Genomic DNA, 14563 nt, shown 5'->3' on the forward strand with positions numbered 1-14563 from the left:
GCCTTTTAGGCTCCGGCTTTTTTGTATAGATAAATGATGCTAGGAACAAAATAATAAGGGCGGCCAACTTGTCTATAAAACTTTGACGTGAGTATCCTGACACTGGCAAGCTAATAGCCCACAGCTTTGTATCTACAGACCGAAGAGGCTAAAAATGAATGTACGCGTTAAGGAAGTGATTATTTGAATGATTTAAAAACGGCTATCATCGATATTGGCTCTAACACTATCCGATTAGTATTGTATCAATACGATAAAGAAGAGGGACTTCGTGAGATTGGAAATATTAAAACAGTTGCACGGTTACGTACATATTTACAGCCCTCTGGTGAAATGTCTGAAGAAGGTATACAAGTATTAACAGAAACATTATTGACTTATAAAGCAATGCTCGATGATTTTGAGGTGACTGATGTTAAAGCTGCTGCAACAGCTGCAATCCGTCAGGCAACAAATAGAGCAAAAATTATTACCGTCATGAAAGAACGAACAGGCATTCAAATAGAGCTATTATCTGAAGAAGAAGAGGCCTATTATGGCTTTGTTGCTGTAGCGCATTCAATAGGCACGAAGTCTGCTGTAACGATTGATATTGGTGGTGGTAGTACAGAAATAACACTTTTTGAAAATAAAGAACTACAAAAATCTTATAGTTTTCCTTTTGGTACAGTTTCTTTAAAGCAACGTTTTGTAAAGGGCGAGATTATGAATGGTAGTGAAAAAAAGGAACTCATTGCATTTGTGAAAGAACAGTTCAAATCACTTCCGTGGATTCAGGATATCGGTTTACCGATTATCGCCATTGGTGGAAGCGCTCGAAATGTTGCTCAAATTCATCAGCAAAAACATGGATATCCAATAGCAAGTGTACATGGCTACGAAATGACTAAGGAAAATTTAGTTGAGCTCAGTATGTTTTTAGGTAGTTTAAGTTTTAGTGAATTGAAGCAGTTAGATGGGCTTTCGGCAGATCGTGCGGACATCATCGCTCCTGCACTAGAGGTTTTCAATGTGTTAATGGAGGTCGTCAGCAGTAAGCTGTTCCAAATAACAAAGAAAGGTTTGCGAGAAGGACTCATTATACAGCGTATTTTGCAAACAGATAAAAGGGCGTTTGATAAATACAATGTGTTTGAGGGAAACGCTAAAAGATTGGCTCGTCAGTATGGTCGAACTGAAGCAGAAGTGGACTATTTGACGCGATTAACGGATCAATTGTACCGTGAATGTTGTCGCTTCGGTTATTTACAACATAATCCAAAGGATTTGCAATTATTGGCGAAAGCGGCGAAGGTTTTTAATATAGGGGAGTATATTGAGTTAAGTTCGGCGAGTCAGCATACCTTTTATTTAATTGCGAACCAATCAATCGATGGGCTAAATCATAAAGAGCGTGTGAAATTAGCACTTTTAGCCTCGTATAAAAATAAAGATTATTTTCAGCTATTCGCAGCTCCTTTTACAGAATGGATGAGTCGTGAGGAGTATCGTAAAATACGAGACTTTGGCGCACTTTTAAAATTTGTCTATGCGTTAAATGTATCTAAAAGAAAGATAGTACGTTCCATTAAGATGCAAACAAAAGAGGATTATGTTCAGCTTAACATCTATGTGAAACATAATGCGGCTGCTGAAAAATATCAAGCAAATCGACATAAAAAACATCTAGAACGCGCACTAAAAATACCTATAAAAATAAACTTTATTGAAGAAGGGTTGAACAATTATGACAACTGAAGTTACGAATAATGAGTTAGGTGAAGGAAATTTAACAGAAGCACAAGGTCGTTTACTAGAGGAAATCGCTAAGCCGCAATACTATAATAATCGTGAATTAAGCTGGTTAGCCTTCAACGAACGAGTTTTAGAGGAAGCAGAGGATAGCAACAATCCTCTGTTAGAACGGTTGAAATTTTTGGCGATATTTAGCTCGAATCTAGATGAATTTTTTATGGTGCGTGTTGCGGGTCTACAGGATCAGGTACGTGCAGGTTTCCATAAGCCTGAAAATAAGTCAGGCTTAACACCAAAAGAACAATTAGCAAAAATTGCAGAACGAACTCAGGCATTAGTGCGCCGACAAACTGAAGTATATAGACATTTAATATATGATTTATTACCACAACATAATGTACATATTGCAGACATGAAAGACTTAAATAGCACACAGAAAGCATTCGTCAATGAAATGTTTGCAGAAACAATCTTCCCTGTATTAACACCCGTAGCTGTAGATGCTTATCGTCCCTTCCCGACTTTACTTGGTAAAACTTTAAACTTACTTGTTTTATTAGAGCAAAATGAAGCCGACTCAGAAAATCGTGAAAAGATAGCGATCGTACAAGTTCCATCCGTCTTAGATCGTTATATTAAAGTACCATCAGCAGATGGAGAGACAGTTATTGTCTTATTAGAAGACGTGATTGTAGCGCATATCGAGAAGCTCTTTTATGGTTACAGTGTCAAATCTGCACAGGCTTTCCGTTTGACACGTAATGCTGATTTAACGATTCATGAGGAAGGAGCAAGAGATTTACTTGTAGAAATTGAAAAAGAGTTGAAAAAACGTAAATGGGGTGTAGGGAGCCGTCTAGAAGTTCGTGAGGGCGAGATGAGCGAGGAAGTTCTTACATACTTACTAGAAGAATTTGAAATTGAAGAAACAGATGTTTTTCATATCAATGGACCACTAGATTTAACATTTATGTTCTCGTTTGTAAAAGGCATATCGGTTGGTCGGGAACATTTAGAATATGAAAGCTTTATTCCACAGCCACCATTAGATTTGCAATCGGATGAAAATATTTTTGAAAAAGCTCTGCAACAAGATATATTTTTCCATCACCCATATGAGTCATTTGCACCAATTGTAGATTTTATCTCAGAAGCGGCCGTTAATCCGAACGTTTTAGCGATTAAACAAACATTGTATCGTGTTAGTGGGAACTCACCTATTATACAAGCATTAAAGTTCGCTGCGGAAAATGGTAAACAGGTAACAGTGTTAGTTGAATTGAAGGCACGTTTTGATGAAGAAAATAATGTGCATTGGGCAAAGCAACTTGAGCAAGCTGGCTGCCTGGTCATTTACGGTATGAATAACTTAAAAACACACTCGAAAATAACGCTTGTTGTAAGTCGTCGAAACGGAAAAATTGAACGTTTTGTACATCTTGGGACAGGAAATTATAATGATGCAACTGCAAAAATTTATACAGATATGGGTATAATAACAACAGATAAGGAATTTGGCATTGATGCTACTAACTTTTTTAATTATTTAAGCGGTTACACAGAAAAGCCAACTTTTAATCATTTAGTCGTGGCGCCATTTGATATTCGAGATGAATTTATCCGATTAATGGATGAAGAAATTGCTTGTCATAAAAAGCATGGGAATGGTTTTATTCGAGCTAAAATGAATTCACTAACGGACAAAGACTTAATGATGAAGCTGTATGAGGCGTCTATTGCTGGTGTGAAAGTAGAGCTTATCATTCGTGGGATTTGTTGCATTCGACCAGGCATCCCTGGAATTAGTGAAAACATAACAGTAACGAGTATTGTTGGTCGTTTCCTTGAGCATTCTCGTATTTATTGGTTCCATCATAATGGGGAAAATAAAGTATACTTATCTTCTGCGGATATGATGACGCGTAATATGATTAAACGCGTGGAAATTTTATTCCCTGTATATGCAAGCGAAGCAAAAGCTCGTATTATTAACATCATGAATACACAACTTGAGGATACAGCAAAAGCTCGGATTCAAGACTCCAATGGGAAATATCATTATAAAGAGTTTGACCGTGGTGAAGATCCAATTAATAGTCAGGAAATTTTCCTAAAGGATGCACTAAAACCTACGCTAGACGAAGAATAAAGCAAACACGCTACTTAGTGAGGGATATAATGAAAAAATATAAAGAGAGTGTAGCGCAATTTGCAGACTATCATCAATTCATACAGCTCAACCCATTTGATGCAATCGTATGTTTGAAAAAAGTTGATACAAAAGCGTTTGAAGTCGTAAATTTTAACGAAAAGCTACCGTCATTTATTAAGCTACAAGATGTGAAAGCCACCAACGCAGAACAATTTTTTACGGAGCAATGTTGGCTACAATTATCAAAAATATTACAACAAGAATTTAATAAAGACCAAAGTCTAAAGGAACGTACAGAGCACATGGTAAAAACATTTGTTGTTCGTGTACAGCCCTTAGAAAAATCAGTGATAGCCGTTATTTTACGGGAGAAACAGAATGAGGTAGAACCGTATTTGCAATTTGTGGAACAGCATGTAAGTCCGGTATTAACAACTGATTTACAAGGTCACATTATTCACCAAAACGTTGTTGCCACTTCTCTATTGTCAAAAGAACATCAAAGCTTGATAGGGCAAAATATTTTTTCATTATTAGAGAGTAAGTATATCAACGAATTTAAATTATTATTTGCAAAAACTATTGAGGGCTCAGCATTTGGTATGCCCCAATGTATGTTTAAAGGTCAATTGCTAAGTAAAGAACCATTTTATTTAAGAACGCATCCAACGTACTTTAATGGTGAAATTTTAGGTGTACACTTATTTGTGAAAGAGGCCACTTCATTTATGAATGATCATGAGGCCTTTTATTACCTAGCATTAATGGATGAATTAACGGGTATTTGGAATCGCAAAGCTTTTAAGGAACATTGGCTTCAGCATTTAAATGGTAAAAAGCATAATAAGCAAGCGGCTATTATTTTAGTGGATATTGATCGCTTTAAAAAGTTTAATGAATCCCTTGGTGAAAGTAAGGGTGATGAACTTATGCGAATGTTTAGCCATAGACTTCGTGAGCTCTGTTACTCCAAATGCTCGCTTTATCGTTATAATAGCGATGAATTTATTTTTGTGCTAAAAGATGCAACCGTCAACAAAATTGAACTTACGGCTAATGCTATTTTAGACACATTAAAGCAACCATTTATGATTGATGGGCAGGAATACTTTATTAGCGTGTCAATTGGTATTTCACTCAGTCCAGCAGATGGCAAGGATTTAGAAACACTTGTACGTAAAGCGGATAAAGCATTGTTTTCTGTAAAAGAGCATGGGCGTTCACATTACCGTTACTATCGTGAAGATATGACAACTATTTTTCCAAATGAAGCGCTAATGGAGGCCCATTTACGCCGTGCTATCGAATTTAATGAGCTAAGTATCCATTTACAGCCACAAATGGATTTAATGAATAACAGCATCAATAGTTTTGAGGCATTATTACGATGGAATAATCGAAAGTTTGGCTTTGTGTCTCCTGCACAGTTTATCCCTATTGCGGAGGCATCCGGCTTAATAATTGAAATCGGTGATTGGATTATTGACGAGGTATGTCGCTATCAAAAAGAGTGGCAGATGAAGGGCTATCGACCAGTGCGAATTGCCATCAATATTTCACCAAAGCAATTTAGGAAAGAGAACTTTGCTCGGAAAATTAAAACGGCCTTGAAAAAGTATAATGTGCCACCTGAGTTATTAGAGGTGGAAATTACCGAAAGCTCCATGACAAATGTTCATGAAACATTTTCAATTTTAACCGAATTGAAGCAATTAGGTGTTTATGTTTCGGTTGATGATTTTGGGACAGGCTATTCATCTTTAAGCTATTTAAAGCGTTATCCGATAGATATCATAAAAATTGATCAATCATTTATAGCTGATATTACGAAAGATGATAAAAATGAGGCAATTATTAAGGCCATTATTTCAATGTCTCATAACTTGGGATTAGAGGTCATTGCTGAAGGGATCGAGGAGCCATCACAGGTTGATTTCCTAAAACGTCATTGTTGCCAAAAAGGACAAGGCTTTTTATATAACAAGCCATTACCTGTAGAAACGATTGTTAATAAATATTTTGTCAGCTAATGTCAACAAGTCAAGTAGCACTTCATCGTGAATTGGATGAAGTGCTACTTTTTTAGCGTTTGACCTGATCACTCTACTACGTTCAACTCGGTGATCAAATCTCCTAGCTATCCGATCGAATAGTGGCTTTACCCGAGCAGTTTTTTTGGCAACTTGAACGAACAGAGATTCAGTCGGATTAGAAAATGACTTCACCCGAGTGCAATAAGCATCCGCATTAGCAAACACTATTAGCTATTTATTTTCTACTTTCAATCCATCTAACACAATAGCTGTAAATTGCACCATTTCTGCTGATAAATCGAAGTCTTCATTATGGATTAACCAATCATAAACATTGGCACGCATACAACGCTGAATAATTGCTTGAATTTGACTAACTTCTAAATCTTGCCGAAACTCGCCAAGTTGAATACCTTCTTCGATATACGTGTTCATAATTTGAAAAATCATTCTTTGTGGATTTATTAAATAATGATCTTGTTCCACTTGATTCGTCATCGCAGCAGTATACACTGTTCGTAATAAATCTTTGCCAACAACATTTGTTAAATACTTCATTTGTTCTTTATACAGCAATAAAATTTTTTCACTTGGCGGCAATGTACGATCAATATTTTTTTTCACAGAGCCATAAAAACTATCTAGCTCTTTAAACTTTTCTAAAATAACATCGTACTTGGATGGAAAATGTGTGTAAAATGTTCCTTTTGATACATTACATGCTTTAGTAATTTGCTCAACAGATACATGCTCGAATCCATGTTTATTAAATAAATCTAATGAGACTTTGAGTAATTTTTCACGTGTTTCTAATGCCTTTAATTGTCGACTAGTTAATGAATTCATCTTTCGATTTTACCTCCATTTTTAAGGCTCATCACCAAATGTTGTGGATGACAGTTGTTAAAGACTGGCGACTCCTTAACATATTTTCAATGAAAAATATTCTGAAAATATAAATTTTTTAATTGACGAGATGGATTTATTTTGATTATGATTTAATTGACCGTGGTCAATGACTGTGGTCAATCAATAAATCTCGTTATTAATGTTACGATAAAAGTGGAGAGTTTGGCTAGTGTTCATTGAATTTTCAAGTTAGGGGGAGGTCAACAATGACGGAGAAATTAGGTTTTATCGGCTTAGGCAATATGGGGTTACCGATGTCAGTCAATTTATTAAAGGCTGGCTATAAGGTATATGGCTTTGATACGAATTCACAAGCAGTGGAGCAATTTAAAAAAGAAGGTGGAGTTGGACTTCCAACAGCAAAGGAGGTTGCTGAGCAAAGTGATATTATTATGACGAGCTTGCCGACACCACAAGTAGTGGAACAAGTATATAAAGCTGAACAGGGTATAATGCACCATGCTAAGAAAGGAAGTTTATTAATAGACTTTAGTACGGTAAATCCCGAATTGAATGATTCCTTACATAAGGAAGCACAATCATTAGGATTACGTTATCTTGGGGCACCTGTTAGTGGAGGTGTTATAGGGGCTATTCATGCAACACTTACGATAATGGTTGGTGGTGAAGAAGAAAATTATCAAGCTGGCTCTGAAATATTCCGAATAGTAGGAAAAAACATTTTCCATTTAGGTACATCCCCAAGTGTAGGTACACGTATTAAATTACTCAATAATTTAATGATTGGATTCTATACAGAAGCAGTCGCTGAAACAATCGTGCTTGGTGAAAAGATGGGTATTCATGCAGATACGCTGTATGAAGTATTAAGTAATAGTTATGGTCAAAGCCGTATTTATGAACGTAATTATTTAGAATACATGAAAAATGACAACTATCAGCCAGGCTTTTCTACAAATCTATTATTAAAAGATTTGAAGCTAGCGCAAGATATGGCAGAAGAAGCAGGGGTACCACTTCGAATTGGAGAAAAATTAGTGAATCTTTATCGCGATATTTCTCAGCAGGGCTATGGAGAACATGATATGTCTGCAACTTATTTAAGTTTAAAAGAACAATGTAAAATTGAACAAATTTAAAGGGGGACTAGAAATATGACGACAGCACAAGAGGTTAAAACTTTAACGCACTTTATTGGTGGAGAACTAGTAGAAGGGAAAAGCGGACGCTTCGGTTCAGTATTTAATCCAACGACGGGTGAGGTCATTGCCAAGGTGCCACTTGCTACGGTAGAAGAAACTCGAGAGGCAATCGATAAGGCACAGGCAGCATTTCCACAATGGAGAGATACGTCAGTAGCTAAACGTGCCGACATTGTATTAAAGTTCCGTAATCTTATAACTGACAATATGGAGGAGCTTTTACAAATTATTTGTACAGAAAGCGGTAAAACAATCGAGGATGCGAAAGGTGAAATTACACGCGGAATAGAGTCTGTTGACTTAGCTATCAATGCACCTCATTTCATGAAGGGAGAGTACTCCGTTAATGTTGGTGGTGACATTAATGCCTACTCTGCAAAATATCCATTAGGTGTTGTTGCGGCTATTTCGCCATTTAACTTCCCGATCATGGTGCCTTTAGCGCAAACAAGTATGGCAATTGCTGTCGGGAATGCAGTTATTTTAAAAGCTTCCGAACGTGTTCCTATGACTGCTTTATTTGTTAGCGAGCTTTGGAAAAAGGCTGGGTTACCAGATGGTATTTGGACGGTAGTAAATGGAGATAAAGATGCAGTAAATGAACTATTAGAAAACCCGAGTGTGGAAGCAATTTCATTTGTAGGGTCGACACCAGTTGCCAAATATATTTATGAAACGGGCTCGAAATACGGTAAACGTGTCACAGCACTTGGTGGAGGAAAAAACAATATGGTTGTTATGCCTGATGCAGATCTGGATCAGGTAGCAAATGCGTTTATTGGAGCAGCTTATGGAGCAGCCTCTCAACGTTGTATGGCTATTTCTACGATTATGCCTGTTGGAAAGGAAACTGCAGATCGTCTTGTTGCAATATTAAAGGAGAAAATCGCTAATTTGAAGGTAGGCTCCTATACAAATCCTGAAACAGACTTTGGCCCTGTCATTTCACAGCAATCAAAGGAAGCGATTATTGCTGCGATCAATCGAGGAGAGTCTGAAGGGGCAACAGTTGTCTGTGATGGTCGTGAACTTGATATTGTCAAAGATTCAAAAGGATTCTTTGTAGGGCCAACATTGTTAGATAACGTAAAACCAGGTATGGAAATTTATGAACAAGAAATATTTGGTCCAGCGCGAAATGTTGTACGTGTTGATTCGCTGGACGAAGCAATCCAACTTATTAATAAGCATGAGCTTGGAAATGGGGTAACCATTTTTACGAATGACGGTTTAGCAGCTCGTAAATTTACAACAGAAATCGATGTTGGAATGGTGGGTGTGAATGTACCAATTCCAATCCCGGTAGGCTACCATAACTTTGCTGGATTTAAAGGCTCCCGTTTTGGAGAGGGGCATATGTTTGGTCCAGATCAAGCACGCTTCTTCACAAAAACAAAAACAATATCAGAGCGTTGGATGACAGGGCATGCTTCGACAGCATCGACGTTTGCATTCCCAAGTAATAACGACTAATACAAGAAAAGAGCTGTATTCACGTGCAGCTCTTTTTTTCTAAAAGAATAAGAGGGGGATGGGGTTGGGGATGTTAGAATACATTGGGCTTTTTGGTAGTTTAGCGTTACTTGTGTATTTAACGATGAGAGGCGTAAATTTACTGATTTCAGCACCATTGACTGCATTGCTAGCGGCCATAACGAATGGTTTAGCATTTTTTCCACAAACAGCAGATGAGAATCAAGCTAACTTCTTAACAAGTTATATGGATGGGTTCACTGGATTCGTCGGCTCATGGTATTTAATGTTTATGGCAGGAGCCATTTTCGGAAAGGTAATGGAAGATACGGGAGCAGCGGATAGTGTTTCTAAATGGATTGTAGAAAAAATTGGAGTGAAATATGCAGCCTATGCAGTAGTACTTGCCGCAGCTGTACTAACGTATGGTGGTGTCTCGGTGTTTATCGTAGCCTTTTCCGTATATCCAATGGCTATTAGTTTATTCAAGGAAGCTAATTTTCCACGGCGCTTTATTCCTGCTTCATTAGGGTTAGGCTCTGTAACGTTTACGATGACCTCAGCAGGTTCACCAGAAATTCAAAACTGGATTCCTATTCGATACCTTCATACAACGCCATATGCTGGATGGGAAGTAAGTATAGTTGTTGCAATTTTTATGGCAATTGGTGGATCAGTGTGGCTAAATTGGATGATTAAACGTGCAGTAAAAAGCGGAGAAGTATTTATTGAACGATCTAATGATCCAGTAGTTGATGAATCTCGTAAGCTTCCGAGTCCAATTCTAAGTCTTGTACCTCTATTAGTAGTTTTAGGTATTTCCTTTGTGTTCCATGATTCTCTTGGAACTTCAGCTTTAATTGTAGCATTAACGGGTGGATGTATAACGGCTTATTTAGTGAGCTATAAATATTCAAAACCTGTCGGAGCAACACTAGCAGCTGGTGCTATGGGTGCCGTTGTAGCGATTGCTAATACAGCAGCAGTGGTTGGTTTTGGTGGTGTAGTAAAAGCTACTCCTTCATTTTTGGCAACAGTTGACGTCATGACAAATATTCCTGGAAGTCCATTAATTGGTGGTGCATTAGCCATTGCTGTAATAGCAGGATTAACAGGTTCGGCTTCGGGCGGACAAACAATTGCCATGCCTTTACTTGCTCCGCACTATACTGATATGGGAGTAGATACGGAGGCATTACATCGTACAATTGCTATTGCATCGGGATCTCTCGATTCATTACCTCATGGTGGTTATGTAGTCACAACTATCAATTCTGTATGTAATGAAAAGCATAAAGATGCTTATATGCCTTTTGGTGCCTTAACCGTCATTATACCTATAATAGGTACAATTCTGGCTATTATATTATTCTCACTAGGAATGTAGGGGGGGCTAAGCGTGAAGGGAAAAACAGTTTTTATTACAGGAGCAGCCCGTGGTATCGGGTTATCCATGGCACTAGCGTTTGCTGAGCAGGGAGCGAATGTCGTGATAACAGATATTCATGAACAGCTTTTAGCGGAGGCAATTAATCACTATCCGCAATTAACAGCATACACATGTGATGTTACGAATGAACAGGCAATATGTGATGCGATTGACTTTACTGTTAAAAAGTTTAAGACAATCGATATTTTAATTAACAACGCTGGGTTTCAGCATGTTGCTCTTATAGAGGACTTCGCGACAGAAATCTTCGAATCCATGCAAAAAGTGATGCTTGTTGCACCTTTTATAGCAATGAAATATGTCTTACCACATATGAAGAAAAATAAGTTTGGACGCATTATTAATATGGCATCCATTAATGGCGTTATTGGGTTTGCAGGCAAAGCAGGCTACAATGCTGCCAAACATGGGCTAGTTGGTTTAACGAAAGTGGCGGCACTAGAGGTTGCAACTGAAGGGATAACCGTGAATGCGATTTGTCCAGGGTATGTCGAAACAGAATTAGTACGTAATCAGTTTACGGATTTGGCAAAAACAAGGGGAATTCAAGTAGAAGAGGTGCTTGAGCAGGTGCTTTATTCACTCGTTCCTCAAAAACGTTTACTAGATGTATCGGAAGTTACGGGGCTAGCACTTTATTTGGCAAGTGATATCGCGAAGGGTATAACAGGTCAAGCAATACTTTTGGATGGCGGTTATACAGCACAATAGCTTAGGGGGATTAGATATGATTCAAACAAAAACAATCTATACGGTTCATTCGCCAGGAACGATCGTTTATGGACGCGATTCTTTTGAAGAAGTAGGCGATTATGCAAAAAAATTGGGGACTAAGGCTCTTATCATTAGTGATCCAATAATGGATAGTTTAGGCTTTGTTCATCAATGTAGTGCTTTGTTAAGAGCTAGTGGTTTAGAAGCGATTTCATATTTAGGCGTAACAACGGAACCAGTAGATACGTATGTAGCGGAGGGGCTTCATAAATTACAATCCGAGGGCTGCGATATTATTATTTCCGTCGGTGGTGGGAGCTGTATCGATACAGGAAAAGCAATCGCAGTAGTTGCAATGAATGGTGGCTACATTGGTGATTATATGAAAATGGCAAAAATAGCTGAGCAAGCACCAATCCCACATATTGCGATACCAACAACGGCTGGTACTGGTTCGGAAGCCACGGATGCAACAGTTATTACGAATACGAAAAATGACGTGAAGATGATGATAAAGCAACCTGCATTTATGCCAACCATCGCCATTGTAGATCCGATTTTAACGGTTACCTCTCCACCCGCTATCACAGCAGCGACTGGTATCGATGCATTAAGTCATGCTATTGAAAGTTATTTATCTCGTTTAGCACATCCTTATTCGAATGTACTGGCACTATCGGCCATGGAGTTAATCGTTAATAATATTTTAAAAGTTTATGAGCAAGGTAACGATATTGAAGCGAGGGAAGCGATGTCGCTAGGCTCAATGCAAGCAGGTCTTTCGTTTTCAAATGCCTCTGTTGCTTTAGTACATGGCATGTCTCGTCCAATTGGAGCGTTATTCCATGTGCCCCACGGTATTTCAAATGCCATGCTTTTACCAGCAGTATTAGAATTTTCAAAGGATGCTTGTGTCGATCGACTAGCGGATTTAGGTAAATTTTTTAATAGAGATAATAAGCATTTATCACAAGAGGAGCTTGCCGATTTAGCCATTGTTTCGATAAAGGGAATGTGCAAGAAGATGGATATAGGGAATTTAAAACAGTGGGGAATTGAAGAACAAGCCTTTTACGCTGCTATTCCAAAAATGACAGCTGATGCAATTGCTAGCGGTAGCCCTGGAAATAACCCTAAGATTCCGACACAGGAAGAGCTAATGGAGCTTTATAAAATAGCCTTTCATTATGAGTTTTAGAATTTCGAACAGAACTGTCTAAAATAGGGTTACAAATCATATTTAATTTGTAACTCTTTTTTTATTGATTATGTTAAAAGATTTGAACAGAGTGATGGGGAATGGAGGCTAGAAAATCACCTTTTTCTAACCACAGATGGCTTACTAGAATGTCCCCCATGAACTATATTCAAACCCTATTAACAGTTATAATTCTTTCTTCAACACTGAGGATCAAGAGAGCATTTGGTCAACGTTAAAGAATATCAAAAAAATGGTGTCAGAGATAGCACCACTATCGTTTTTTGGAAAGTTACTATTGCAAAGGAAGCCACTAGAGCGAGTAATCAAGAAGCGAAAACAGCGCGTCAGTAAAATACGCTCACAACTTAAGAATCTCTGCTAACAGGACTGCCCCAATTGTTTTACAGAAATAATATGACATATACGAGAAAATATAGTAATATTTATGTGAATCACCATTCATTTTTTAAGGGGGAAATCGTATGTTGCAGGGGCAAACAATTATTATAACGGGTGGATCAAATGGTATGGGGCTTTATATGGCAAAGAAATTTGTTGCTGAAGGGGCAAATGTTGTCATTACAGGTCGTAACGAGGAGCGATTAGCAGAGGCGAAAGCCTTTATATTAGAGGCCGGAAAAACGATTGAAACGTTCCAAATGGATGTTCGAGTACCTGAGCATGCAGAGGCAATGCTAGCATTTGCTGTTGAAAAGTTTGGACAAGTTGATGGGCTTGTGAATAATGCAGCTGGTAATTTTATAGTGCATGCAGAGGATTTATCACCAAATGGTTGGAAGACTGTTATTGATATTGTTTTAAATGGGACATTCTTTTGTTCTTCGGCAGTCGGTAAGTACTGGATTCAAAATAATATGAAGGGATCTATTCTTAATATGGTTGCAACATACGCATGGAACGCAGGTGCTGGTGTTATTCATTCAGCAGCAGCTAAAGCAGGTGTATTGTCATTAACTCGAACATTAGCTGTTGAATGGGGGAAACAATATGGCATTCGAGTAAATGCAATTGCTCCTGGTCCAATTGAGCGTACAGGTGGTGCGGAAAGGCTATGGGAATCAGAGGCTGCAGCTGCTCGTACGTTAGACTCTGTTCCATTAGGCCGGATAGGTACTCCTGAAGAAATTGCAGATTTAGCTACATTTATAATGTCTAAAAAAGCAAGCTATATGAACGGTGAATGTGTGACACTTGATGGCGGGCAATGGCTTAATCAGTATCCATTCTAACTTCTTTAGCATTTTTTTCTGTAGCGGAAGCGAAGTGACAGCTGTTATTTTGTCGAGGCTAATTGATAACAAAAACTTTGCATAATGGAGAGCCGGGTTGACGCATACTAAGGGTAAAGAAAGGAGTTTTGCCGAATGGGTATGTGGTTAATACCGGCTCTTATTGCCATTACGATTATTTCTGCCATTTCACTTGTATCGACGCTGAAAATTGCTAAAATGACGTCTAAACGGAAATCAGAAAACGATACACCGATTTCTGAAACCGTTGAAGAGTATGCGACTATGCTCAACCCCGTTGTTTGGGTATACATCATTTTTTTACTCTTTTTAGGAATAATGATTTTTTATTACTGGAGTAAGGCTGGATATTAAGTAAATAATATCTTCATTCAGTTTATATCATAAATGAGGCTGAATGAAGATATATCTCCATCGTCCTCAAATACCCTCGTATATATGCACTTTCGATACTTAGTTTTGT

Annotated in this window: 11 protein-coding genes; 10 read left to right on the plus strand and 1 reads right to left on the minus strand. The window is 38.0% G+C overall.

Features of this window, described 5'->3' with window-relative positions; genetic code table 11:
- The first annotated feature begins 183 nt into the window (after positions 1-183).
- Genes MY533_RS03280 through MY533_RS03290 form a run of 3 tightly spaced genes read left to right on the plus strand, consistent with a single transcriptional unit; the run spans position 184 to position 5916 of the window.
- Positions 184-1737, plus strand: a complete 1554-nt coding sequence (locus tag MY533_RS03280; protein WP_248718017.1) for a Ppx/GppA family phosphatase — start codon at positions 184-186, stop codon at positions 1735-1737.
- Positions 1727-3883, plus strand: coding sequence for an RNA degradosome polyphosphate kinase (locus MY533_RS03285; RefSeq protein WP_248718018.1), 2157 nt, complete (start codon positions 1727-1729; stop codon positions 3881-3883). The genes MY533_RS03280 and MY533_RS03285 overlap by 11 nt, the downstream gene beginning before the upstream one ends.
- 29 nt (positions 3884-3912) lie before the next feature.
- The gene (locus MY533_RS03290) at positions 3913-5916 is read left to right on the plus strand and encodes a putative bifunctional diguanylate cyclase/phosphodiesterase (protein WP_248718019.1); all 2004 of its coding nucleotides are present in this window, start codon (positions 3913-3915) and stop codon (positions 5914-5916) included.
- A gap of 234 nt (positions 5917-6150) precedes the next feature.
- Here MY533_RS03290 and MY533_RS03295 read toward each other — a convergent pair whose 3' ends face one another.
- Positions 6151-6765: a TetR/AcrR family transcriptional regulator gene (locus tag MY533_RS03295; protein WP_248718020.1), complete on the minus strand. Its 615-nt coding sequence runs from the start codon at positions 6763-6765 to the stop codon at positions 6151-6153.
- A 239-nt stretch (positions 6766-7004) separates the two neighbouring features.
- Here MY533_RS03295 and MY533_RS03300 point away from each other — a divergent pair, with 239 nt between their 5' ends.
- The 7 genes from MY533_RS03300 to MY533_RS03330 all read left to right on the plus strand — a co-directional run bounded on the left by MY533_RS03300 (position 7005) and on the right by MY533_RS03330 (position 14454).
- Positions 7005-7928, plus strand: a complete 924-nt coding sequence (locus MY533_RS03300) for an NAD(P)-dependent oxidoreductase (RefSeq protein ID WP_256469510.1) — start codon at positions 7005-7007, stop codon at positions 7926-7928.
- 15 nt (positions 7929-7943) lie between these two features.
- Entirely contained in the window at positions 7944-9464 is a 1521-nt protein-coding gene (locus MY533_RS03305; protein ID WP_248718022.1) for a CoA-acylating methylmalonate-semialdehyde dehydrogenase, read from the plus strand.
- A 70-nt stretch (positions 9465-9534) separates the two neighbouring features.
- The gene (locus MY533_RS03310) at positions 9535-10851 is read left to right on the plus strand and encodes a GntP family permease (protein WP_248719139.1); all 1317 of its coding nucleotides are present in this window, start codon (positions 9535-9537) and stop codon (positions 10849-10851) included.
- A gap of 12 nt (positions 10852-10863) precedes the next feature.
- Positions 10864-11625, plus strand: a complete 762-nt coding sequence (locus MY533_RS03315; RefSeq protein ID WP_248718023.1) for a 3-hydroxybutyrate dehydrogenase — start codon at positions 10864-10866, stop codon at positions 11623-11625.
- A gap of 16 nt (positions 11626-11641) precedes the next feature.
- Entirely contained in the window at positions 11642-12826 is a 1185-nt protein-coding gene (locus MY533_RS03320) for an iron-containing alcohol dehydrogenase (protein ID WP_248718024.1), read from the plus strand.
- Positions 12827-13311: 485 nt separating this feature from the next.
- Complete coding sequence (gene fadH / locus MY533_RS03325; protein WP_248718025.1) at positions 13312-14079, plus strand: 2,4-dienoyl-CoA reductase; 768 nt, start codon at positions 13312-13314, stop codon at positions 14077-14079.
- 135 nt (positions 14080-14214) lie between these two features.
- A complete protein-coding gene (locus MY533_RS03330) occupies positions 14215-14454 on the plus strand; it encodes a short-chain dehydrogenase (RefSeq protein WP_132357765.1) in 240 nt (79 codons plus the stop codon).
- Positions 14455-14563 lie beyond the last annotated feature (109 nt).

This window comes from Lysinibacillus sp. Ag94 (assembly GCF_023242215.1).
In the GTDB taxonomy this organism is placed as follows: Bacteria; Bacillota; Bacilli; order Bacillales_A; family Planococcaceae; genus Lysinibacillus.